Origin of the sequence: Kistimonas scapharcae (assembly GCF_039540975.1) — a bacterium.
GTDB lineage: Bacteria > Pseudomonadota > Gammaproteobacteria > Pseudomonadales > Endozoicomonadaceae > Kistimonas > Kistimonas scapharcae.
On sequence record NZ_BAABFL010000435.1, the window covers coordinates 1 to 22,088 of the forward strand.

Here is a 22,088-nt window from a genome sequence, read left to right on the forward strand (position 1 = left end):
ATTTTGCCTGAAGAGCACAGGGGACGCTCTCTTCATTCAATTTAGCCTTACTTCTTCAGATCGTTAAGCGGGAGTTAAGGTTAGGCAGTCAGAATTTGACTGCTGAGAGGAAAAGTAGTTCAGGTAGAGTAAGTGTCAACACTTTAATCTACGTGTCAACACTTTCGCACATGTGTCAATAGTTTTAATCCATATCAACAGCAGATTTTAGACCACAGAACCCAACTGAAATATTGGAAGGTACATTGCGACGATAAGACCACCAACGAGTACACCCAATACTGCCATGATGAGCGGTTCCATCAGACTGGTCAGGCCGTCGACCATGTTGTCGACTTCTTCTTCGTAGTAGTTGGCGACCTTGGAGAGCATCTCGTCCAGTGCACCGGACTCTTCACCGATGGCGACCATCTGGATGGCCATGTTGGGGAAAATGCCGGCGTTACGCATGGCAAACTGGAGTTGCTGACCGGTTGAAACATCTTCCTTGATGGTTTCTGTTGCTTGCCGGTAGACCACATTCCCCGCAGCACCGGCAACCGAGTCCAACGCTTCTACCAGGGGAACACCGGCTGAGAAGGTGGTCGCCAGGGTTCGCGAGAAACGGGCAACGGCGGATTTGTCGAGGATGGCGCCGACAACCGGCAACCGCAGGACGAGTCGGTCCCGTTTGTCTCTGGCAGCTTCTGAGGTTTTCAGTATCTGTTTCACGGAAAAGCCAAACACAACAAGCGCACCAATGACGATGTACCACCATTCCTGCAGTGCTTCCGACAGGTTGATGACCATCTGGGTGAAGGCGGGCAGTTCAGCCCCGAAGCCGGCAAAGACTTCCTCAAACTGAGGTACTACCTTGATCAGCAGGATACCGGTCACGAGGAACGCCACCGCGACAACCGCGATCGGGTAGTTCATGGCCTTTTTGATCTTGGATTTAAGGGCTTCACTCTTTTCCTTGTACGTTGCTATCCGGTCCAGCAGAGTCTCAAGGGCACCGGACTGCTCACCGGAGGCAATCAGGCTGCAATAGAGGTCATCAAAGTATTCTGGGTGTTTGCGCAGGGAGTCGGCCATGTTACTACCACCGGCCACATCATTCTTGATCGCCATGATCAGGTTTTTCATGGCCGGTTTGTCGATGCCTTCGGCCGTGATGTCAAAGGCGTTCAATAGCGGCACACCGGCCTTGACCATGGTCGCCATCTGTCGGGTAAAGAAAGCAATATCCAGCGGTTTGATCTTGCCTCCGCCGCCACCGCCAAGGTTGACTGCCTGCTTCCGGACTTTGGTGGGATTGATACCCTGCTTGCGAAGCTCGGCCTTGGCAAGGGCAACAGTGGTGCTGTTCACCTCACCCTTGATCTTGCGGCCGTTCTTATCCTTACCTTCCCAGACAAAAGTGCTGGTTTTGGGAGTTTTGGGAGCGCCCTTCTTTGCCATGTCCGAGTAGCCGGTTTAGTGATTATGGTTATTCTGACCAGAAGTCGTTGTCGATTGTATCCAAACCACATAAGTTTAACAGCATTGTGTGCATGGAATGCCAACCGGTGCTCGTCTGATCAGCTTATTTCGTTATCGGCACCCACAGTCGACACTGAAACGCCGGTAATCTGTCAGTCGCATCAATGTCAGCCGGTTACCCCAGACACAGCCGGTATCCAGTGCATGCATACGTTTCATGCCCGTCTCACCTTCCAGTGCTGCCCAGTGGCCAAATACAATGTTCAGCTTGCCCGGCAGGCGGGATGGGTGCTCGAACCAGGGGGCGAAGTCTTTCACCGGGGCGCTGAGCCCGGATTTCGTTTCCAGGTCCAGGGTGCCGTCCGCCTGGCAGAAGCGCATGCGGGTGAAATAGTTGGCTATCATGCGCAGGCGATCCCAGCCCTTGAGCTTGCCTGACCAGTGGTTGGGACTGTTACCGTACATGTTTTCCAGAAACTCACCGCACTTTTTACTTTGCAGGACTTTTTCGAGCTCCCTGGCCCGGTCACGGGTCTGGTCAATATCCCAGATCGGTGGGATGCCAGCATGGACCATCAGGGTCTTGAGGGATTTGTCGTAGTGCACCAGGGGGCGGTGCCTGAGCCAGTCCAGCAGCTTTTCCCGGTCTTTAGCGGCGAGTATGTCATCAATGGTATCGGAGTGCTTGGCGCCCCGCACGCCGTGGGCCACTGCCAGCAGGTGCAGGTCATGATTGCCCAGTACGGCAATGCAATGTTTTTTCAGGGATTTGAGATAGCGCAGGGTTTCCAGGGACTCCGGGCCACGGTTGACCAGGTCTCCGGCGGCCCAGAGTGTATCGTGATCGGGGTCAAAGCCGGCTTTGTCCAGCAGGTGGCGAAGGTCTGAGTAACAACCCTGGATATCGCCAACGACGTAGTCTGTCATATCGGTGTTCTTTAACCAGCGGGAGGCTCTGCGGGACTATCGGCTGGCAGGCCTCCTGCTTGATGACCGGCGCTCAGTGCAGGGCGCCGGGGACTGAGAGTGTGAAAACAGGGATAGGCGCTTCAAATTCATGGTCGTCGTCCGCCAGCATATGGTAGCTGCCGTGCATGGTGCCGACCGGCGTTTCCAGCATGCAGCCGCTGCTATAGGCGTATTTCTGACCGGGTGCCAGGTGCGGTTGCTGCCCGACCACCCCTTCGCCGGCAACTTCCTGTACCTTCTGGTTGCCATCGGTAATGTACCAGTGGCGGGTCAGCAGGCGGGCGGCCACGGTGCCCGTATTCTTCAGGGTGATATGGTAGGCGAACACATAGCGCCCGTTATCCGGCTCGGACTGGTCCTTGACGTAGTCGGTGGTGACACTGACATGGATCTGGTACTGCTCTGTGTTGCTTCCGGGCATGCAATGTTCTTCTGCTTGTTGGGTTTATGACCGCTGCTGGACTAGATAATCCGCAATTCTGACAAAGGACTCAAGAGGCAGATGCTCAGGCCGGATGGAGGGATCCACATCCAGTGCTGTCAGCTCATCGGCACTGATATGTTTTTTCAGGCTGTTACGCAGTGTTTTCCGGCGCATCGCAAAGGCATCTTTCACGATACTTTCCAGCAGGGCGACATCCTTGCAGGGATGAGGCAGTTCATCCCAGGGGGTCAGCCGGACAATCGCGGAATCCACTTTGGGCGCGGGGCGGAATGCGCCGGAACCTACCTGGAACAGGTATTCGGCACGGCAATAATACTGGACCATCACACTCAGGCGGCCATAGTGGTTATCGCCGTGCGTTGCACAGAGCCGCTCAACCACCTCCTTTTGCAGCATGAAATGCATGTCCCTGACGGTACCGGCAAAGGAGAGCAGGTGGAAAATTAGTGGTGTTGAAATGTTATAAGGCAGATTGCCCACAATACGCAGTGGACGCTCATCCTGCTTAAGGGACTCAAAATCAAAGGTCAGGGCGTCGGCTTCATGAACCCGGAACTGGCGGTTGATACCAAAATGGAGTTTCAGCCAGGGGATCAGGTCACGATCCAGTTCAATGACATCCAGCTCACCGGCGCCGTCCAGTAATTGACCGGTCAGTGCACCCTGCCCCGGGCCAATCTCGACAACATGGTCTCCCGACTTCGGATAAACAGAGGCAATGATGCGGTTGATAACCCCGTGATCATGCAGGAAGTTCTGGCCAAAACGCTTGCGGGCCTTGTGCTTCTGCTGAAGAACGGGTGGTGTGGAATGGTTCATGAACAGCCTGTATCAAATCCTGGAGGGCAAGGCGGCGCATCATACCTCACTCGCCCTGATCGCGCACTACGCACTCTGGATCATCGACAACGCATAGCGGATTGCCGTGTTCAGGCTGCCGCAATTGGCCAGCCCAGTACCGGCTAAATCCAGCGCGGTACCGTGATCGACGGATGTGCGGATAATCGGCAGCCCCAGGGTGACGTTCACCGCTTCGCTGAAACCCTTGTATTTTAATACAGGCAGGCCCTGGTCGTGGTACATGGCCAGAACTGCGTCGGCTTTTTCAAGTCGACCCGGGTTGAACAGGGTGTCAGCCGGCAGTGGCCCACTCAGGTTCATGCCCTGATCCCGCATTCGGGTCAGTACCGGCTCGATGATCTCAATTTCTTCCCGCCCAAGATGGCCATCTTCTCCAGCATGAGGATTCAGGCCTGCCACCAGAATATGGGGGGATGAAACACCAAACTTCTGTTGCAGGTCGTTATGGAGGATGGAGATGACTTCTTCAAGCAACGGCTCGGTAATGGCTTCAGGCACCTTTGCTAATGGCAGATGTGTGGTTGCCAGAGCGACCCGCAGTCCATCCGTTGCCAGCATCATCACGACGCGGGGCGTCTGGGTGAGTTCAGCCAGCAATTCAGTGTGGCCGCTGAACGGAATGCCGGATTCGTTGATCACACCTTTATGAACCGGTGCTGTCACCATGGCGTCGAACAGGCCGGACTGGCAACCGTTGACGGCCAGGGTCAGGGTTTCCAGTACATAAGCACTGTTATTGCTGTCCAGTTGTCCGGCAGTACACGCGGCAGCCAGTGTGACGGGCATGACCTGTATTTCGCCCGGCTGGGACAACCTGCGCGGCGCATCTGGCTCAAATGGCGTGATTTTTACATCTACTTTCAGCTGGCGTCCCCGTTGTTCTAACAACGAGGGGTCAGCAATGACAACCAACTGGGCATCCCGTGGCTGGCTGGCCTGCAGGATGCACAGATCAGGGCCAATGCCCGCCGGTTCACCGGCGGTAATGGCAAGGCGGGGTAGGGTTTGCTTTGTCACAGCTTGATTTCGACGTAAGCCTGATCACGCAGCTCACGCAGCCAGACCTGCAGTTCCTCTTCGTACTTGCGGTTTCTCAGCATTTCCTGAATGCGCGCTCGTTGTACGCGGTTGCTGACATCTTCCTTGCGCTTGCCGAGTACCTCAAGGATATGCCAGCCAAAGCGGCTGCGGAACGGAATGGAAACGGTATTCTGGGGCACGTTCATCATCTGGTCGCGGAAGGCTGGCACCATGTCATTGGGGCTGACCCAGTTCAGGTCACCGCCGTTCAGGGCCGTACCGGTATCATCGGAATAGGCGCGGGCCAGCTCACCGAAATCGGCACCCGACTGGAGGCGCTTATACAGGTTCTTGGCCATTTCCTGGGCTTCGAAATCACTGCGTACTTCGTTCGGGCGAATCAGGATATGACGGACGTGGAGCTGTTCCTGCAGCAGTTTTTCATCACCCCGCTTATCGAACAGTTTTACGATATGGAAACCACTGGGGCTACGGATTGGCTGGGAAATATCACCTTTTTGCAGATCCTTGACCGCTGAAGCGAACAGGGAGGGCAGCTGGTCAGCCTTGCGCCAGCCAAGGTCGCCACCTTCCAGGGCTTTCTGTCCCTGGGATTGGGCGACGGCCACCTGGGAAAAGTCTGCGCCTTTCTTCAGTTGTTCAACAATGCCATCAGCCTTGCTATTGGCTGCCTGGATTTCGCTGGGGCTGGCGCCTTCCGGCAATGCCACAAGAATATGGCCGAGGCGGTATTCAACGGCCAGCTGCTGTTTACCTTCCTCCGAATTCAGGTAGTTGTCGATATCCCGATCGGTTACCTGGATACGTTCCAGTACCTGTCGCTGACGCACCCGGTTGATCAACATTTCCCGGCGGATTTCGTTACGGGCTTCCCGGTAGCTGAGACCGTCGGCTTCCAGCGCTTTCTGGAACTGTTCGATGGTCATGCCGTTGCGTTCGGCAATTGAGCGAATGGCGTCATTCAGCGCCCAGTCATCAACACGGATGCCGGTCCGGCCTGCGATCTGGAGTTGCAGGTTTTCAATCACCAGCCGCTCGAGAATCTGCTGCTTCAGCACATGCTCCGGCGGCAGGGCGGTATTGCGTTCCTGCAGCTGGCGTTTTACGGCTTTCAGGCGGGTGTCAAGATCGCTTTCCATGATGACATCGTTGTCCACCACGGCAACGATGCGGTCAAGCGGAACAACTTTGGCCATGGCCGGGGTACCGGCCAGGGTCATGGCGGTCATCACCGCCGGGAGCAGTACACCTAACAGTCGGTTTTTCATGAATCTCATTGATAAATTCTTCAACTTATTCCTCTGGACGGTAACCGTCGATATCCTGCAGGAAGCTCTCGACCTTGGTGCCGGTCAGGCTTCCGAGCCCCTTAAGTACAAACTGGACGAAGACGCCATGCTTGGAGCTGGCGGTATCGATGTCTTCATAAGGGTCAATCCAGTTGCGGTACAGGACCTGAACCTTGTAACAGCAGCTGTCACGCTCAACACCGAACGAGCGCTCCATGTTGCGGGAGTTGGTGATGTCGTACGTCCAGCGTCCCACGGTGTTCCAGTTGGTGGTCAGTGGCATCAGGAAGGATGCATCGACTTCTTCCAGGTTGCCGCTAGCGGTCTTGGCTATAGCACCGGGGGTTCCTGGCGGAACAACTGCTCCCGTAATCGGGTCAATCCAGATATTGTTGCCATCATCATCTTTAACCGTACGGTCAACCTGATCACGGTAGCGATAACGGAAATTCAAGGCGTGGTTTTGTTTGGGTAAATAGTGGAGACCCAAAGCATATTCATCAATATGCCCACGGTTGGTGTTGAACACCCAGTCCTGACGCAGGTTGAGGTCACGACGAATATTCCACACCAGCTGAGTAGCCAGCGGTGATGTTGATGCCTCGTTATCTTCTATGAGACGACGCTGGGCTTCTGACTGGTTATAGTCAGGGTTTTCCTCAACATTCAGCGTGGGATCGAGATACGCTTTCCGCTTCTGGAAATAAAATATCTGTCCGATACCAAAACGGAAGCGTTCGTAGCCATCCTCTTCAAGAAAACGGCTTGTCACACCCAGTGCCAGCTGGTTGGTATCACCAATACGGTCATAACCACTGAAACGACTGTTCCGCCAGAGGCTGTCGTAACTGAATGACATTTCCACAGTGTCAAAACTGGGGTTCAGGCTCTGTTGACTGCGGTATGGGACATACAGGTATTTTGCCCGTGGTTCCAGCGTCTGGACAAACTTCATGTCACCAAAGGCTGCATCCCGTTCGAAGAACAAACCGCTGTCCAGTGCATAGAAAGGTGCGGTCGTTGATGGGCTTTCAATATCGTTTTTGCTCAGGCTCTGGTCACCCATCTGATCGCGAACCTCCTGGAGGTCCAAACGATTCAGGTCATAACCGACATGAGAAAATCCGACACTTGGCTCAACGAAGCCATAGGTGCGATCAATGCGGTATTTAACACCCGATTGAACGTATAACCGTTGACCAACCGCATTGTTGATTCCTGTTCCTTCTCCATAGATTGGACGGGTTACGTCATGCTCTTGGTCAAAAGGAGGTTTGTCAGCTGTTGGCACATTACCTTTGTAGTTCCAGTCCTTGTCCCGATCAAACTCGGTGTAATCCACCAGATAATTGAATCCGAAGCCTGCGCCCATGTCCCAGTCGCCCAACAGCGTCAGCTGAGGCTCACGGTTGTAGGGATCATCAGAATCAATGGACATGTTTTTCAGCTTTTCAAAGTTGGCTGTAAACCGCCATTGGTGCGCACTGTCGCCACCACCATAATAGGTAGAGGTAATCTGCTGGTTGAGCGGGCTCTGGCTGCCAAGCTTCAGTCCAGTGCCAAAATCGCTGAGGAAGTCCTTGTCGCTGGCATTAGCAAAGTCAATCTTGTAATCCCAGTTGGTGCTCAACTGTTGTTCATGGCGCCAGTTGATCAGCCAGCGGTCTTCGTCGTAATTCCGGTTTTCGTCCTTCAGCTGATCCTTGGACAGGAACGCACCGCCGATCTCGCCCTTGGCATCTTCCGACAGGTAACGGAATTCATTTTCCAGCATCAGTCCCCGCTTACTCATGTAGCGAGGCGTGATGGTGGCGTCGTAGTTGGGGGCGATATTCCAGTACCAGGGTTGGGTGTAATCAAATCCGATATCGCTGTCGCCAAAACCAATGGTGGGGTAGAGCAGACCGGTCTGGCGGCGGTCATCAATCGGGAAATAGATGTACGGGGTGTAGAACACCGGCACATCCTGAATACGAACAGTGGCGTTCTTGGCGGTACCAAATCCAGTCAGCGGATTGAGTTCCACCTCTTGACCTTTCAACTCCCAGACACAACCTTCCGGTGGGCAGGTGGTGTAACTGGCATCATCCATATTAATGACGCCATTCTCACGGCGGACAATCTTGCTGGCCTGGCCGCGGATCCGTTCCTGGTGGAACACGTACTGGGCGTCAGTAATCTCGGCGCGACCGCTGGTCATGTTTACGGTGGCGTCATCGCCGGTCATCAGCAGATTGGGTTCGCGGATCACGACGTTGCCTTCGAAATCCGCAATGTTCTCGTTGCGGTTCAGCTTGGCAACATCACTTTCAATCTGGCGGTAACCCTGATTGATCACCACGTTACCACTCAGGGTGCCGAAACCTTCTTCCAGATAGGTGCTGGCATCGGCAGCGGCAAGAATCGGTGCATCAGCCGGATCACCGACGTAATCCATGCCTGGACGTTCCGGCTCCAGGTAACCGCCTTCACACAGTAATGAATTACGATCGGACTGGCGATCGATCGGCAGCTGCGTCAGGGAGACCCAGTCAAGGGTCTTCATGGCAGCGGGCTGTTCACTGGCAACAGATGTGGCGGTTGCGGCAGTCGTTGCAACACCGGCCGCAGTAGCGGCGTCAGGCAGTTTTTCAACGGTGGTGACCGTTTCGGTTTCGACGGTGACGGAGGTTGCCAGACGATTCTGGCGCGCCGGAGTGATCGGCATTCGCGGTGCAGGTTTCAGCGGCCCGATATTCCGGGTGCCTTGATCACACAGCCAGCCACCGTCGCTGCTGGTGCTGCAATTCCATTGAATGTTGACCGGCAAACCGTCCGGCTGGGCGGCATACAGGGGAATGATGGGTTGGCCAGCCAGAAGTCCGGTGGTGATGACCAGTGGTAGCCTGTTTTTTAACGTAAAAAGTGTATTTGCCATTGGGTAATCAGTCCGGCCATCCTGTCGGCGTTGACATGCCTGTACTCTGAAAGGCCTGCATGATAAAGCATTCCGGTAGCCGAGGACCAGCTTTCATAAGGGATAGCCGTCAGGTGGTGTAGGATTAATGGAAGAAGCACTGGGCGGTGATATAAGCTAGCCACATTTGGACCGAAATGCCACAGCCTGCTGACCGCGTTCTTGCGATGGGCGATACGGCTTTTTCAGGCTGGCGCTGTATATAATGGCCACCTCTTTTTGATTTTTGCAGGCGTTGCCTGATGACTGACCGACAGGATGCGATCATGCCCCGTCAGACCGATAACCGTCTTCTGGAACTGAGCCGCTGGTGTGCGGATGAACTGAATCTGGTGGCCGGCCATCCCATTCAGAAGAATCTGGAAGCCGTCTCCGGCGATGCCAGTTATAGGCGCTATTTCCGGGCGCATAGTGATGAGCCGGCCCAGATGTCTGACGCAAAAACCTGGATTGCGGTCGATGCACCACCAGAGCATGAAGATTGCCGGCCTTTTGTGGCCATCGCCAACAGTTGGCAGCGGCAAGGCCTGCGCACGCCGGGGGTGCTCTCTGTCGATTATGGTCGTGGCTACATGCTGCTGGAAGACTTCGGCAATGAAGTGCTTCAGTTCTCGCTGGATGACAAGACGGTCAGTCATTTTTACGACAAGGCGCTGGCGGACCTTCGCCTGCTGCAGCAGACCCGAATTCCCGATGAATATCCCCTGCCGGCGTATGATTCAGCCATGCTGCGTCGGGAAATGGAACTCTTTCCAGAATGGTGCCTCAAACAGTTATTGGGAATGACAATTGGGCAGCCGGAGCAGGCGCTGCTGGATGCCTTGTCTGAGCACTTGGTCGTTTCTGCACTGGAACAGCCCCAGGTGCCGGTTCACCGGGATTATCACTCCCGTAACCTGATGGTGTTGCCTGAAGGGCTTGGAATTATTGATTTCCAGGGCGCTGTGCTGGGGCCGGCCACCTATGATCTGGCATCGTTGCTGCGTGACTGTTACATTGACTGGCCACAGACGCAGGTCTACCAGTGGCTGGACGATTTTCGGGCGCGTTCCGACGTGTTGTCCGGGTATGATGCCGCCACGGTAAGACGCTGGTTTGACTGGATTGGCGCACAGCGACATATCAAGGTGCTGGGGATTTTTGCCCGTCTCTGGCTGCGTGATGGCAAGCCCGATTATCTGAAGGATGTGCCTAGGGTCTTCGCCTACCTGCTGTGGGTGTGTGATCACTATCCAGTGCTGGCCGGGCAGGCAGACTGGCTGCGCAGCGAGGTCCAGCCCCGGCTCGCACAGCAAACGTGGTGGCAGGATTACCGGTTAACCGATGAGTAAGTAACAGGATGTCAGACAACGAGTCGTCAGCAGTACCGATGAAAGCGATGATCCTGGCCGCCGGGTTTGGCGAGCGGATGCGTCCCCTGACACTGGAAACCCCCAAGCCTTTGCTGGAGGCCGGTGGTAAACCGTTGATCGAACACCACCTGGAGCGACTGGCCCGCGAAGGGTTCAGGGATATTGTCATCAACCATGCCTGGTTGGGACACAAGCTGGAAGCGGCGCTGGGTAACGGTGAGCGCTGGGGGCTGCAGATCGACTGGTCCCGTGAGGACGAGCCGCTGGAGACCGGTGGCGGTTTGTTCAAGGCGTTACCGTTGCTGGGTGATCAGCCCTTTCTGCTGGTCAATGGCGATGTATTTACCCGTCTTTCCTTTAAATCGCTGCAGATGCCCATAAATAGTCTGGCTCACCTTGTGCTGGTGGATAACCCGGAACATCGCCCTGAGGGTGATTTCTGTCTGCGTGACGGCAAGGTTCATGTGCCGGAATCGGCTGGAAACAAAACATTAACGTACAGCGGTATCAGTCTTCTCTCCCCCGAGTTATTCAGGGGATGTCAACCGGGCCGTTTCCCCCTGGCGCCACTGCTGCGCAAGGCTGCAGCCCAGGGGCGGGTAACGGGAGAACACTTTACCGGTTACTGGCTGGATGTCGGGACGCCTGAGCGTCTGCATCAGCTGGATCAGGATTTGAATGCCGGTCGCCTGCCGGCCAGTGAGTAAAACATGTGGTTCAGGATTTTATTATTTGCATTTCTGGGGTTTGTGTTTGGCGGCCCGTTTGGCGCGGTAATCGGCGCCTTGATTGCGGCCTGGCTTTCCAGCCAGCAACCCCGGATTGTCTATGGTGCAGGCCAGAGTGGTGAGCGTCGTCGCCAGACCCAGACAGCTTTCTTTCGAGCCACCTTTCTGGTCATGGGCAAGCTGGCCAAGGCGGATGGCCGGGTCAATGAGGAAGAAATTCAGGTCGCCACGACCCTGATGAATGAGATGCGCCTCTCGCCTGACCAGCGGCAGCAGGCCATTGACCTGTTTAACCAGGGCAAGACACCCGGTTGTGATATCCGGGGGGTATTGCTGGAGTTTCGTCGTGCGGCTGGTTCCGGCAGTTTGATTCAGATGTTCATGGAGTTGCAGCTTCAGGCCGCTTATGCGGATGGGCAGCTGAGTCAGGCGGAAATGCAGGTGCTGCATGAGGCCTGCGAATACCTTGGGGTCAACCGGTTTACGTTTGAGATTCTGCATCAGCGTTTCCAGGCCCAGCGTGCGTTCTACAGCCGTTATAACGGTGGTGGCTACCAGCAGCAGGGTAACTATGGTTATCGCCAGCCTGTCGACAACCGCAGCAAACTGAAAGAAGCCTATGCCACCTTGGGAGTATCCCCCGATGCGTCTGACAAAGATGTTAAGCGGGCATACCGGAAGCTGATGAGTGAACACCATCCCGACAAGTTGGTGGCCAAGGGCTTACCGGAAGAAATGATGGAAATGGCCAAGAAAAAGACCCAGGAAATTCAGGCGGCTTACGACCTGATTCAGGAAGAACGAAAAAGAAAGTAATGTTGTTTGTTGGATAAACAAAGGGTGCAGGACAATTCAGGTTTGCACCCTTTTTTATGCGTCAGTTTATTTATGAGTAGTCAATGTTGTTCTTGCCTGAATCACAACCTGCCAACCATTTTCAGTCTTTTCTAAAGCGTTGAAAGTCAGATATTCATGGTCGGTATCGCTGACTTTAGCAATCAGTAAACCATGGTTTTGATTTGGAATGGCGGCAAGCGTGGTAACCGTTAGTTCTGAATCTGGATAGGTGACAGTTTCATCCTGGTTATCAAGGTTGATCACCTTGGCACCTTCTACGGCGGATAACAGGTGGTCAGCAAGATGATCAAACGCTGTGTTATCCATGGGCTGGTCTGTGCTAGCGAAATCGGCAAGATTCACAAGGCCTCCCGCTTCGAGGTCAATCAGCCGGTTCCAGTGGTCGGTATAGTTCAGGAGTTTGACGGCAATCCCCTGGAAGGAACCCGCAGAATTGACCATGGTCCACTGCTTGATAATCAGGCCGGTATCCTGAAAGGCAACTCTGGCTACTGGGAGTGTAGTCAGGGACAGCTCACCGGGCAGACTGAATGGCCCATTCTCAAACATGGCAGCAATGGTTTCGACGCCAACGAGGTTCCTGCTTTCGTCGTAAGGGAATTCAGCCAGTATGGAATACTCGTCATAGAAGTCGCCCATAGCTTCGAGATCTCTTTCGGCCACAATCTGGGGCCAGAGGTCATCCAGAAACAGTAGCTCCATCAACTGGTTACAGGTGATCACCGGATGTTGGTGGTTGTGGTGCGCATGGGGGGCTGTATTCGCTTGGCTGATGGCTGGTATGGACAGGCACACGATAATGCCGGCAACCAGGTGGGTAAACTGTTTTTTCAGAGAGGTAAAAGGTTCAGTCATCGGTTTTTCTCCAATCGCTGCAGGTTATTGGGTTTATTGGGGATACCTGTTGACAGTCTTGTGAGTGTTACTGGAAAACAAGTACTGGTGATTGGAGTCAGCAAAGAACGGCTTGGTTCAGAATCTGTCAGCAATACTGACAGGGGGGTTAGGCATTGAGGATGTTTGGTAAAAATAAAGGATGTGATTGTTTATTCATTATTGAGGTTGAAAACGAGCTGGCATTAGAAACACAACGGGTGAATACAGTAGAATGGCCGGATTTCCGGAATCACACACCTGTGGAGTCTCGATGAAACCTTTCGCCATTGCCCCCAGTATTCTGTCTGCTGACTTTGCCCGCCTGGGGGAAGACGTTCAGACTGTTCTGGATGCCGGTGCGGATATCGTCCATTTCGATGTCATGGACAATCACTACGTGCCTAATCTGACCATCGGACCGATGGTGTGCAAGGCACTGCGTAATTTTGGCATCACGGCACCCATTGATGTGCACCTGATGGTGAAACCGGTAGATCGCATGATTGGCGATTTTATTGAGGCCGGGGCAACCTTCATTACCTTCCATCCTGAAGCCAGTGAACATGTGGACCGCAGTCTCCAGATGATTCGTGATGGTGGCTGCAAGGCGGGGCTGGTATTGAATCCTGCGACAACGCCGGATTGCCTGGAGTATGTGATGGATCGGTTGGATATGATTCTGCTGATGTCTGTGAATCCGGGCTTTGGCGGTCAGACATTCATTCCGTCTACGCTGGATAAACTGCGTCATGTCCGCAAGCTGATTGACGACAGCGGCCTGGATATCCGCCTGGAAGTGGACGGCGGTGTGGGTGTACAGAATATCCGAGAGATTGCCGAGGCGGGTGCTGACACCTTTGTGGCCGGGTCGGCCATTTTTGGACAAAAGGATTATCAGGCGGTGATCAACCAGATGCGTGCAGAGCTTGCCGCCGTTACCGGTTAATACCGTTTTACCTGCGACTCATTGTATCCAATCTTGCGAGATGTCGGGTTAAGCAACGGTAATCCGACATCATCGTTCATTGATGTTCTTCTTTTGCTGTAAGGAATACCCATGAAACTGCTGGAACTATTTGGGCGTCTGCCTGCTGTCATCATGTATGACCTGGACGGGACACTGGTCGACAGTGTGCCGGATCTGGCCTGGTCGATCGATCAGATGCTGACACAGCTGGGTATGCCGGCAGCGGGCGAAGATAAAGTCCGGTTGTGGGTAGGCAACGGTGTACCGGTGATGGTCAAGCGGGCACTGGCCGATGATATGGACGGGGATCAGCCGGGCCGTGTCGATGAAGCATTATTCGAAAAAGGGTACGCGTTATTCCGTGAAGCCTACAGTGCCAGCTGCGGCAAATTCAGTGACGTTTATCCCGGCGTGGTTGAGTTCCTGACCGCCATGCAGGCACAAGGTGTGAAGCAGGCGGTGGTCACCAATAAATCCGGTAATTTCAGCGCTCAGTTGCTGGAAGAAAAAGGATTAACCCAGTTCTTCTTTCAGGTCATTGGTGGCGATACCTTGCCGGAGAAAAAACCGCATCCGCTACCGTTGCTGCATGTGGTTGAGCAGTGCAATGTCAGTGTTGAGGATGCATTGATGGTGGGTGACTCTAAAAACGATGTGATTGCTGCGAAAGCGGCAGGCATTCGCGTGATCGGGTTGCCTTATGGCTATAACCATGGTCAGCCGATTGAAACCGCTGAGCCTGACTGGGTTGTTAGTGATCTTTCTGAACTTATTTAATACTTTGCATTCTTTCGGGTGGTTTGTTGTTGATCGTTTTTAGATGGTCAGCAACAAATCGTTGATTATTTCTGAGTGCTTATTGTCCCCGTTTCTACAGGTGAAGATTGATATTTTGATTAAGTACGCTTTCCTTGGGTGAGTGTATTTTATCTGCATTGTCGTGAATTCTGATTTCATGTGTTTTTTTACTTTAACTTGCACAGGTTGTAATGGATTTTCTGGATTGATGAATGATTGATAGTAAAAAAGAAGAGTGGATGTGCTCGGTTTGTTGGCTTGACTCGCTAAGTGATCGAAAGCAGCTTCAGTATGGTCATGTATTCCATCGTACTTGTTTATTGCAGAGTATTGATTGAAGAAAGTATTGCCCCAAGTGTCGTAGGGCGCTATCTGATCACGATTACGTGTCTATGGTTGGCATAAGGAAAAGAACTATATGGAGTATCAGTGCAGTCAAAACTTTTTTGTTAAATCCAGAGAGTTGTGAGTTTAGAGTGATTCTTGCAGGATGTATTGCATTCAAGATAGCGGCTTTATTGATGGATCCAGGTAAGTCACTTTTTAATTTATCTCTTCTGAATAAACAGGTTTTTGATTTTCTGGCGAAGGAGCTGTTTATTGTGATATGTGGTTTTTTGCTAGGGGCGGCAGCGCGTGGTGCGCAGTGTTCAATGGTGGAGGGAGTGTCTGTTGCTATCTTCTCTGTTGTTTTTCTCGAAATGCTGCTGATTCCAGATTTTCAATACACTGTCCCGGGTATTCTGGTTTTGACTGTAGGGGTTCCAATTTTCTTTTTTTCTTCTTTTGGGATTGGTTTATTGGGTGACGAATAATAGGTGCTAACAATTATTTGCTTACCCTTTTGGAAATGAGGTGTTTTTCAATGGAGCGAATGGGTAATCGAGAGTTATGTTTTTATTGTAATCGTGCGACAAATGAAGGTGATCCGTGTCTGTCGACATGTAGACACGTATTTCATCGCGAATGCTTTGCTCGCATACAGAACGTATGTCCTTTATGTAGGGGGGGATTAAGTGAAAATGATCACCGTGCAATCGATGGTGTTCGCAGAGCACGGATTCAAGAGCGTTGTGCAAGTGCATGGGAGGGAGTGAAAACGCGCCTTTCCAGACCTCTTTGTACCAATCTTGTGCTTACTCAGCTGGGTTTAGGCGTTACGGTTTTTCTCGGGGGAGGGGAACGTCGGTCAGAGCAGCTACTGGAAACAGGTACTTTTTTTCTGGGAATGTGGTCTGGATTGTTAGCAGATGCACTTCTGACTGGCGGCGAGTGCACAGAAGTTACTCGATTCTCTGTGTATATCACGGTGGGTATTTTTCTGTGGGGTCTGCCATCACTACTGGCATCGAATGTACTCGTGCTTGATTCTGATGCATTGTCGACCGCTCAAGTGTTGCCTGTGTTTGGCCTGATGATGGGTATGATATGTGCGTTATTGGAGCGAAGACTTGGTTAAGTCATATCGGTTTAGATGCGTTTATGGTGGTTGCGACTTGTCAGGGGCGCAGCATGGCAAGTCTGGGAGCTTTTGAACAGTATAAATTAGTGGTGGGGGGCTTCGATTCAGTTGATCTTGCGCGAAGCCTTATATACGCTCATTGCCTACGCTCAATAACACCAGAACGAAGCGGAGTACGCTGTGACTTACGTCTCCTTTGCCTGTCATCTGTCTCATCCTGCCACCTCGGCTATCGGTCGATGGTGCCGCTGGCGTTGAACATCCGTTAAGTCACTTTTCCGTTTTTATTGCTATCAAGGATACTTTCCCATGACGCCTGTGGAATTTGAGCAGCTGGCTACTGAAGGCTATAACCGCATTCCCGTGACCCGCGAAGTGCTGGCAGACTGCGATACCCCGTTATCTACCTACCTGAAACTGGCGAATCAGCCCTATACCTACCTGCTGGAGTCTGTCCAGGGCGGCGAGAAGTGGGGACGTTACTCCATTATCGGACTGGGAAGTCAGACGGTATTTAAGGTAACCGGCCATGAACTGGTTATTGAAACCGATGGCGAGGTGGTTGAACAACGTACCTGCCGTGACCCATTGGAAGAAGTAGAGCATTTTATTGGTCGATACCGGGTGCCGGAGCTGGAATCCCTTCCCCGTTTTCATGGCGGGCTGGTCGGCTATTTCGGTTATGACACGGTGCGGTATATCGAGCCCAAGCTGGCAAAGACCCAGCCGGAAGATGTCATCGGAACGCCGGATATCCTGCTGATGCTGTCGGATGACCTGGTGGTTTTCGATAATCTCAGCGGCAAGGTACAGTTCATTACCCATGTTGATCCTTCTCAGCATGGTGCGCTGGAAAAGGCGAACCTGCGGATTGTTTCTTTCCTCGAATCGTTCAGGAATACGCCCATATCTCTGCTGGCTTCTGGTCAGGGAAAAGCGGTTTCCGAGCAGGCGTTTATCTCTTCCTTTGGTGAGCAGCTGTTCAAGGCTGGGGTGGAGACCATCCGGGATTACATTCTGGCGGGCGATACCATGCAGGTGGTGCTCTCCCAGCGGATGTCGATTCCATTCAGTGAAAACCCACTCGATCTTTACCGGGCGCTGCGTTGCCTGAATCCGTCGCCTTATATGTATTACCTGAATTTGGGCGATTTCTATGTGGTCGGTTCTTCACCGGAAATTCTGGCGCGTCTGGAAGACGGTGAAGTCACTGTGCGGCCTATCGCCGGAACCCGCAAGCGGGGAGCGACGGAAGAAAAAGATCTGCTGCTGGAGCAGGATTTGCTGAATGATCCCAAGGAAATCGCTGAGCATCTGATGCTGATTGATTTGGGGCGCAATGATGTGGGGCGGGTGGCGAAAACCGGCACGGTCGAGCTGACGGATAAAATGACCATCGAGCGTTATTCCCATGTCATGCATATTGTATCGAATGTGACCGGGCAGATTCGGGATGGGCTGGGTGCTATGGACGTTCTGCGAGCAACCCTCCCTGCTGGCACATTGAGTGGTGCACCCAAGGTGCGCGCCATGGAGATTATTGATGAGCTGGAGCCGGTAAAACGCGGTGTTTATGGTGGTGCTGTGGGCTACCTGGGCTGGAACGGCAATATGGATACCGCCATTGCGATACGCACTGCCGTTATCAAGGATAACGAGCTCCACATTCAGGCAGGTGCCGGGGTCGTGGCCGACTCCCAGCCTGAGTTGGAATGGCAGGAAACCATGAATAAAGGGCGGGCGATTTTCCGGGCTGTCGATATGGTGCGACGAGGTTTGGATAATTAACCGCAGCTTCCGGCGACGGTGTCACTGTCGCCGGAAAGGCTGTTTGTTGCGGGTGGGTATTTTTAACTTCCTCAAACATTCCCTCTTAAGGGCGATGAGTAAACCATTGCCCTGATCTAAGCTGGTGCTGCTTCCGTTACCTTGCTGGACGCAACCTGTTCATCCTTGGAGGGGGCTGCGATATCCAGTATTGGCGCGGCATCCAGCGACTCTGCATCCATCATCGTCGCGATTCGCTGCAGCGACGACAGTATCTGTGTTTTTTCCCAATCGTTCAGATTTTCAAACTGGCTGATGAACTCTTCATGCAGTAGTGGGGGCACCCGTGTCAGTACGTCACGGCCATCCGTCGTGAGGCGGGCATTGACGACCCTGCGGTCACTGGCGCTGCGTATTCGTTCGATGAGCTGACGGTCTTCCAGCCGGTTCAGGATGGTTGTCACCGTTGCCTGGCTCAGGGATACATCATCTGAAATCCGCCGCACTGTCACATCGCCGAGCGACTCAATGGCCCGCAGTACCATCACCTGCGGTATCGTCAGGCCGCAGGCTTTCACAATGCGTTTGGATTGCAGGTCGGTCGCCCGAATGATGCGCCGAAGAGAGATGAGGACGTCCTGCCAGTATGGGGTGTTATTCATGATGCTGCTGGTCATGTCGTGATTGGGAGGAGTATATCCCAGTGTTTTCCATCCCGGAAGTTTTGGCATGTAATGATTTGAAGTCTAAATATTAGATGTGTAATATGCCGGCGACAGAATAATAAAGAGGATTCATTATGCGCGCTGCCTGGCTTGGCCTACCCCTGATGTTTGCCGGTTCCATCGCAATGGCGGATGGCAATTGTGGCAAAGTCACCATTGCGGACATGAACTGGAACTCTGCAACGCTGATTGCCAATGTGGATCGCTTCATTCTGGAGCACGGCTATGGCTGCGACGCTGAGCTGGTTCCCGGTGATACCATGCCTACCGGTACCTCCATGACAGAGAAAGGCGAACCGGACATCGCGCCGGAACTCTGGAGTAACTCCATCAAGGAAGCGCTGGACAAGGCGGTCGCGGAACAGCGTCTGCGCTATGCCGGCAAGGCACTGTCTGATGGCGGTGAAGAAGGGTTCTGGATACCGAAATACCTGGTAGAAAAGCATCCGGAACTGGCCACGATCCAGGGCATTATCGATAATGCGTCCCTGTTTGAGCATCCCGAAGACCCCGATAGCGCCGCTTTTTACGGCTGCCCCGCGGGTTGGAACTGCCAGATTTCATCCGGCAACCTGTTCAAGGCACTGAAGCTGGAAGACGCCGGTTTTGACCTGCTGGATCCGGGTTCAGGCGCTGGTTTGTCCGGCTCCATTGCCAAGTCCTATGAGCGTCAGGAGCCCTGGTTCGGCTACTACTGGGCGCCGACTGCCGTACTGGGCAAGTATGAAATGGTGAAAGTCGACTTTGGTTCCGGTGTTGATCCGGAGATGTTCAAAGGTTGTATCACCCAGGCTGATTGTGATGCGCCCGGTGTCACCATGTACCCGCCTTCACTCGTGCATACCGTGACTACGGAGAGCTTTGCGAGCCGGGCACCGGAAGCCTACGACTACCTCACCCGTCGTTCCTTCAAAAATGCTGACATGAACGCCCTGCTGGCCTGGATGGAAGACAACCAGGCGGATGGTGATGTCGCCATGGAGCATTTCCTCACTGAGTTTGAAGGCACCTGGTCTGGCTGGGTGAAGCCAGAGGTGGCTGAAAAAGTCAAAGTGGCACTCAAGAACCTGTAATGCGAATGGCCGGCGCCTGTGTGGGGCCGGCATTTGCTTGCGGGTTCTGTATTCTCTCTCCTGCCGTGTGAGGTGATCTGCCATGAGTGACGAACGGTCATGGTTTAACACGTTTCCCCAGATGGACCGGTCCGATCTCCGGGACATCCGTAAAACACTGGATTCTGCCTACCGGGACTTCTCCCGTGAATATGGTGAGCTCATTGAATCCTTCTTTGATCCGCTACTGAATTTTTTGATCTGGTTTGAAAAACTGTTGATTTCAACACCCTGGTGGCTGGTGATCCTGGCGGTAACCGCGTTGGTTTATGTGGCCAGCCGCTCGTGGAAACTGTGCCTGGGTGTTGTGGTGTCGTTCCTGCTGATTGGTTATTTCGGCATGTGGGAAAACACCATGCGGACCATGAGTATCATCTTTGTCTGTACGTTGCTGGTGATAGCGCTGGGCATACCCATTGGTATTCTGATGGCGCGCTCTGACCGGGTGCAGACCACGGTCACGCCAATGCTCGATGTCATGCAGACCATGCCTGCCTTCGTATACCTGATTCCTGTTGTAATGCTGCTGGGTATCGGCAAAATTCCGGGACTGATTGCAGTTGTGATTTATGCCATTCCTCCGGTTATTCGTTTGACAAACCTCGGTATCCGGCTGGTGGATAAGGAAGTACTGGAAGCGGCAACGGCCTACGGTGCCAGCCCGATGCAGAGATTGTTCGGTGTGCAGCTGCCGCTGGCAATGCCGACGATTATGGCCGGTATTAACCAGACCATTATGATGGCGCTGTCCATGGTGGTGATTGCTTCCATGATCGGTGTGAAAGGGTTAGGGCAGCCGGTACTGAAATCCATTACCAACCAGTACTTTACGCTTGGCTTGTTCAACGGGCTCGCGATCGTTGCGCTGGCGATTATTTTCGACCGCGTCTCGCAGGCCTACGGCAAGCGGACACAACGCCACCTGGAGGGACTGCAGCATGGCTGAACCATTGATTCAGGTGAAGGGACTCTACAAGGTCTTCGGACCAAAGCCAGCGTCTGTCATGCCACTGGTGCATGAAGGCAAAAGCAAGGATGAAATTCTGGCTGAAACCGGTCACACCGTTGGGTTGAAAGACATTAACCTCAGCATTAACCGTGGTGAAATCTTCGTCATCATGGGCTTATCCGGCTCTGGAAAATCGACCCTGATTCGTCACTTCAACCGCTTGATTGATCCGACGGAAGGTCAGGTCCAGGTGGATGATGTTGAGGTAACGGAACTCGGTTCAAAGGCACTGCAAGAGTTTCGGCGCTACAAGATGTCTATGGTCTTTCAGCATTTCGGCCTTTTGCCTCACCGTACGGTGCTGGAAAATGTCAGCTATGGTCTGGCGGTACAAAAGGTCGGTAAGGCCGAGCGGCAGGCTAAGGCGCGGGAATGGCTTGAGACGGTGGGTCTGAAGGGCTACGAAATGCAATACCCCGCGCAATTGTCCGGTGGTCAGCAGCAGCGGGTGGGTCTCGCTAGGGCGCTGTGTACCAATGCCGATGTGCTGCTGATGGATGAAGCTTTCTCTGCACTGGATCCATTAATCCGCAGCGAAATGCAGGATCAGCTGATTGAGCTGCAGGCAAAGCTGCAGAAAACCATTATTTTCATTACTCATGATCTGGATGAAGCGCTGCGTCTAGGTGACCGCATTGCTATTCTGAAAGACGGTGAAGTGGTACAGCAGGGCAAGCCGGAAGACATCTTGCTGAACCCGGCGACCCGCTACGTCGAAGCCTTTGTGAAAGATGTTAACCGCGCACGGGCGCTGACCGTGGAAACGGTCATGCAGCCACCGGCCTGCCGCATCACTGCCGATAAAATCGAAGGCGCACTGCAGCAGATGAAGCGTGCCAAAGGCGATTACGGCTATTACGTTAATGATGATGGCTACCAAGGCATAGTGACCCAGGAAGCGCTGGAGGAAGCGTTTAAGGTTGAACCTTCACAGCGTCTGACCAAAGCGATCTGGCAGGAAGTCCCCGTGGTATCGCCTGAAGCTATATTGGAAACCGTGATTCCTGAAACATTGGAAGCAGAATACTCTCTGCCGGTGGTCGATGATGAGGGGAACCTGAAAGGTGAGTTGCCATTAAGCTGTATAGCGGATGTATTAACCAGTGCTGAAACTGAGCGCAAAGAATTAGCATGAGCGAATGGGTCTAAACTGGCATGGCACTGTCACAGGCAGTGCCAGATTATAAATTGATGTGAGGCAGTACTTATGGACACCTCCCTAAGAGGGTAAAATCACTCTTTGAGGTGACCCATGACGACCAAGAAAAAACGTAAATATTACTCACCGGAATTCAAAGCCCTGAGGTTGGCCGAGAAAACCAGTATCCGGTCAGCAGCCAGGGAATTGGGATTGCAAGAGTCCCAGCTCTACGCATGGCGATCCGCAGCACTTAGAAAAAAGTCGGTCAGTG

20 protein-coding genes are annotated in these 22,088 nt (G+C 53.2%); 11 read left to right on the forward strand and 9 right to left on the reverse strand.

Annotation, left to right across the window (positions count from 1 at the left end; genetic code table 11):
* Positions 1 to 207: 207 nt before the first annotated feature.
* From ABD892_RS17910 to ABD892_RS17940, 7 genes are all read right to left on the reverse strand, one after another.
* Entirely contained in the window at positions 208 to 1,440 is a 1,233-nt protein-coding gene (locus ABD892_RS17910; RefSeq protein WP_345197353.1) for a type II secretion system F family protein, read from the reverse strand.
* Positions 1,441 to 1,572: 132 nt separating this feature from the next.
* Complete coding sequence (locus ABD892_RS17915) at positions 1,573 to 2,388, reverse strand: symmetrical bis(5'-nucleosyl)-tetraphosphatase (RefSeq protein ID WP_345197354.1); 816 nt, start codon at positions 2,386 to 2,388, stop codon at positions 1,573 to 1,575.
* A 73-nt stretch (positions 2,389 to 2,461) separates the two neighbouring features.
* Positions 2,462 to 2,851, reverse strand: a complete 390-nt coding sequence (gene apaG / locus ABD892_RS17920) for a Co2+/Mg2+ efflux protein ApaG (RefSeq protein WP_345197355.1) — start codon at positions 2,849 to 2,851, stop codon at positions 2,462 to 2,464.
* A gap of 24 nt (positions 2,852 to 2,875) precedes the next feature.
* Entirely contained in the window at positions 2,876 to 3,694 is an 819-nt protein-coding gene (gene rsmA, locus ABD892_RS17925) for a 16S rRNA (adenine(1518)-N(6)/adenine(1519)-N(6))-dimethyltransferase RsmA (protein ID WP_345197356.1), read from the reverse strand.
* A gap of 66 nt (positions 3,695 to 3,760) precedes the next feature.
* The gene (gene pdxA, locus ABD892_RS17930; protein ID WP_345197358.1) at positions 3,761 to 4,753 is read right to left on the reverse strand and encodes a 4-hydroxythreonine-4-phosphate dehydrogenase PdxA; all 993 of its coding nucleotides are present in this window, start codon (positions 4,751 to 4,753) and stop codon (positions 3,761 to 3,763) included.
* Positions 4,750 to 6,045, reverse strand: coding sequence for a peptidylprolyl isomerase (locus tag ABD892_RS17935; RefSeq protein ID WP_345197359.1), 1,296 nt, complete (start codon positions 6,043 to 6,045; stop codon positions 4,750 to 4,752). The genes pdxA and ABD892_RS17935 overlap by 4 nt, the downstream gene beginning before the upstream one ends.
* Positions 6,046 to 6,070: 25 nt before the next feature.
* The gene (locus ABD892_RS17940) at positions 6,071 to 8,983 is read right to left on the reverse strand and encodes an LPS-assembly protein LptD (protein ID WP_345197360.1); all 2,913 of its coding nucleotides are present in this window, start codon (positions 8,981 to 8,983) and stop codon (positions 6,071 to 6,073) included.
* A gap of 281 nt (positions 8,984 to 9,264) precedes the next feature.
* Between ABD892_RS17940 and ABD892_RS17945 the strand changes: the two genes are divergently transcribed.
* The 3 genes from ABD892_RS17945 to djlA are packed head-to-tail and all read left to right on the forward strand — an operon-like array spanning position 9,265 to position 11,918.
* Positions 9,265 to 10,353 carry an aminoglycoside phosphotransferase family protein gene (locus ABD892_RS17945; RefSeq protein ID WP_345197361.1) on the forward strand — a complete coding sequence of 363 codons (1,089 nt, stop codon included), beginning with the start codon at positions 9,265 to 9,267 and terminating at the stop codon, positions 10,351 to 10,353.
* 38 nt (positions 10,354 to 10,391) lie between these two features.
* Positions 10,392 to 11,081: an N-acetylmuramate alpha-1-phosphate uridylyltransferase MurU gene (murU, locus tag ABD892_RS17950; protein ID WP_345197362.1), complete on the forward strand. Its 690-nt coding sequence runs from the start codon at positions 10,392 to 10,394 to the stop codon at positions 11,079 to 11,081.
* 3 nt (positions 11,082 to 11,084) lie between these two features.
* Positions 11,085 to 11,918 (forward strand): co-chaperone DjlA, encoded by an 834-nt coding sequence (gene djlA / locus ABD892_RS17955; RefSeq protein WP_345197364.1) that lies wholly within the window; start codon positions 11,085 to 11,087, stop codon positions 11,916 to 11,918.
* Positions 11,919 to 11,984: 66 nt separating this feature from the next.
* On the opposite strand, the gene ABD892_RS17960 is transcribed toward djlA, so the two are convergent.
* Positions 11,985 to 12,815 carry a hypothetical protein gene (locus ABD892_RS17960; protein ID WP_345197365.1) on the reverse strand — a complete coding sequence of 277 codons (831 nt, stop codon included), beginning with the start codon at positions 12,813 to 12,815 and terminating at the stop codon, positions 11,985 to 11,987.
* Positions 12,816 to 13,107: 292 nt separating this feature from the next.
* Between ABD892_RS17960 and rpe the strand changes: the two genes are divergently transcribed.
* The 4 genes from rpe to trpE all read left to right on the forward strand — a co-directional run bounded on the left by rpe (position 13,108) and on the right by trpE (position 17,851).
* Positions 13,108 to 13,782 (forward strand): ribulose-phosphate 3-epimerase, encoded by a 675-nt coding sequence (gene rpe / locus ABD892_RS17965; protein WP_345197366.1) that lies wholly within the window; start codon positions 13,108 to 13,110, stop codon positions 13,780 to 13,782.
* A 111-nt stretch (positions 13,783 to 13,893) separates the two neighbouring features.
* Entirely contained in the window at positions 13,894 to 14,580 is a 687-nt protein-coding gene (locus tag ABD892_RS17970) for a phosphoglycolate phosphatase (RefSeq protein WP_345197367.1), read from the forward strand.
* A 542-nt stretch (positions 14,581 to 15,122) separates the two neighbouring features.
* A complete protein-coding gene (locus ABD892_RS17975; RefSeq protein WP_345197368.1) occupies positions 15,123 to 15,416 on the forward strand; it encodes a hypothetical protein in 294 nt (97 codons plus the stop codon).
* A 956-nt stretch (positions 15,417 to 16,372) separates the two neighbouring features.
* Positions 16,373 to 17,851 carry an anthranilate synthase component I gene (gene trpE / locus ABD892_RS17980; RefSeq protein ID WP_345197370.1) on the forward strand — a complete coding sequence of 493 codons (1,479 nt, stop codon included), beginning with the start codon at positions 16,373 to 16,375 and terminating at the stop codon, positions 17,849 to 17,851.
* A 116-nt stretch (positions 17,852 to 17,967) separates the two neighbouring features.
* Here trpE and ABD892_RS17985 read toward each other — a convergent pair whose 3' ends face one another.
* Positions 17,968 to 18,492 (reverse strand): MarR family winged helix-turn-helix transcriptional regulator, encoded by a 525-nt coding sequence (locus ABD892_RS17985; protein ID WP_345197371.1) that lies wholly within the window; start codon positions 18,490 to 18,492, stop codon positions 17,968 to 17,970.
* Between the two features lie 137 nt (positions 18,493 to 18,629).
* Here ABD892_RS17985 and ABD892_RS17990 point away from each other — a divergent pair, with 137 nt between their 5' ends.
* The 4 genes from ABD892_RS17990 to ABD892_RS18005 all read left to right on the forward strand — a co-directional run.
* The gene (locus tag ABD892_RS17990) at positions 18,630 to 19,628 is read left to right on the forward strand and encodes an ABC transporter substrate-binding protein (protein ID WP_425559297.1); all 999 of its coding nucleotides are present in this window, start codon (positions 18,630 to 18,632) and stop codon (positions 19,626 to 19,628) included.
* An 82-nt stretch (positions 19,629 to 19,710) separates the two neighbouring features.
* The gene (locus ABD892_RS17995) at positions 19,711 to 20,613 is read left to right on the forward strand and encodes an ABC transporter permease (protein WP_345197373.1); all 903 of its coding nucleotides are present in this window, start codon (positions 19,711 to 19,713) and stop codon (positions 20,611 to 20,613) included.
* Positions 20,606 to 21,811: a quaternary amine ABC transporter ATP-binding protein gene (locus tag ABD892_RS18000; RefSeq protein WP_345197374.1), complete on the forward strand. Its 1,206-nt coding sequence runs from the start codon at positions 20,606 to 20,608 to the stop codon at positions 21,809 to 21,811. The genes ABD892_RS17995 and ABD892_RS18000 overlap by 8 nt, the downstream gene beginning before the upstream one ends.
* Positions 21,812 to 21,928: 117 nt before the next feature.
* Positions 21,929 to 22,088 (forward strand): transposase (locus ABD892_RS18005; protein WP_345197377.1); only part of this gene is annotated, 160 nt, incomplete at its 3' end.

Bases quoted from the DNA above. Each gene is read 5' to 3' on its own strand.
- ABD892_RS17910 (WP_345197353.1), bottom strand. From the start codon at position 1,440: ATGGCAAAGAAGGGCGCTCCCAAAACTCCCAAAACCAGCACTTTTGTC.
- ABD892_RS17915 (WP_345197354.1), bottom strand. From the start codon at position 2,388: ATGACAGACTACGTCGTTGGCGATATCCAGGGTTGTTACTCAGACCTT.
- apaG (WP_345197355.1), bottom strand. From the start codon at position 2,851: ATGCCCGGAAGCAACACAGAGCAGTACCAGATCCATGTCAGTGTCACC.
- rsmA (WP_345197356.1), bottom strand. From the start codon at position 3,694: ATGAACCATTCCACACCACCCGTTCTTCAGCAGAAGCACAAGGCCCGC.
- ABD892_RS17935 (WP_345197359.1), bottom strand. From the start codon at position 6,045: ATGAAAAACCGACTGTTAGGTGTACTGCTCCCGGCGGTGATGACCGCC.
- ABD892_RS17940 (WP_345197360.1), bottom strand. From the start codon at position 8,983: ATGGCAAATACACTTTTTACGTTAAAAAACAGGCTACCACTGGTCATC.
- ABD892_RS17945 (WP_345197361.1), top strand. From the start codon at position 9,265: ATGACTGACCGACAGGATGCGATCATGCCCCGTCAGACCGATAACCGT.
- murU (WP_345197362.1), top strand. From the start codon at position 10,392: ATGAAAGCGATGATCCTGGCCGCCGGGTTTGGCGAGCGGATGCGTCCC.
- djlA (WP_345197364.1), top strand. From the start codon at position 11,085: ATGTGGTTCAGGATTTTATTATTTGCATTTCTGGGGTTTGTGTTTGGC.
- ABD892_RS17960 (WP_345197365.1), bottom strand. From the start codon at position 12,815: ATGACTGAACCTTTTACCTCTCTGAAAAAACAGTTTACCCACCTGGTT.
- rpe (WP_345197366.1), top strand. From the start codon at position 13,108: ATGAAACCTTTCGCCATTGCCCCCAGTATTCTGTCTGCTGACTTTGCC.
- ABD892_RS17970 (WP_345197367.1), top strand. From the start codon at position 13,894: ATGAAACTGCTGGAACTATTTGGGCGTCTGCCTGCTGTCATCATGTAT.
- ABD892_RS17975 (WP_345197368.1), top strand. From the start codon at position 15,123: ATGGATCCAGGTAAGTCACTTTTTAATTTATCTCTTCTGAATAAACAG.
- trpE (WP_345197370.1), top strand. From the start codon at position 16,373: ATGACGCCTGTGGAATTTGAGCAGCTGGCTACTGAAGGCTATAACCGC.
- ABD892_RS17985 (WP_345197371.1), bottom strand. From the start codon at position 18,492: ATGAATAACACCCCATACTGGCAGGACGTCCTCATCTCTCTTCGGCGC.
- ABD892_RS17990 (WP_425559297.1), top strand. From the start codon at position 18,630: ATGCGCGCTGCCTGGCTTGGCCTACCCCTGATGTTTGCCGGTTCCATC.
- ABD892_RS17995 (WP_345197373.1), top strand. From the start codon at position 19,711: ATGAGTGACGAACGGTCATGGTTTAACACGTTTCCCCAGATGGACCGG.
- ABD892_RS18000 (WP_345197374.1), top strand. From the start codon at position 20,606: ATGGCTGAACCATTGATTCAGGTGAAGGGACTCTACAAGGTCTTCGGA.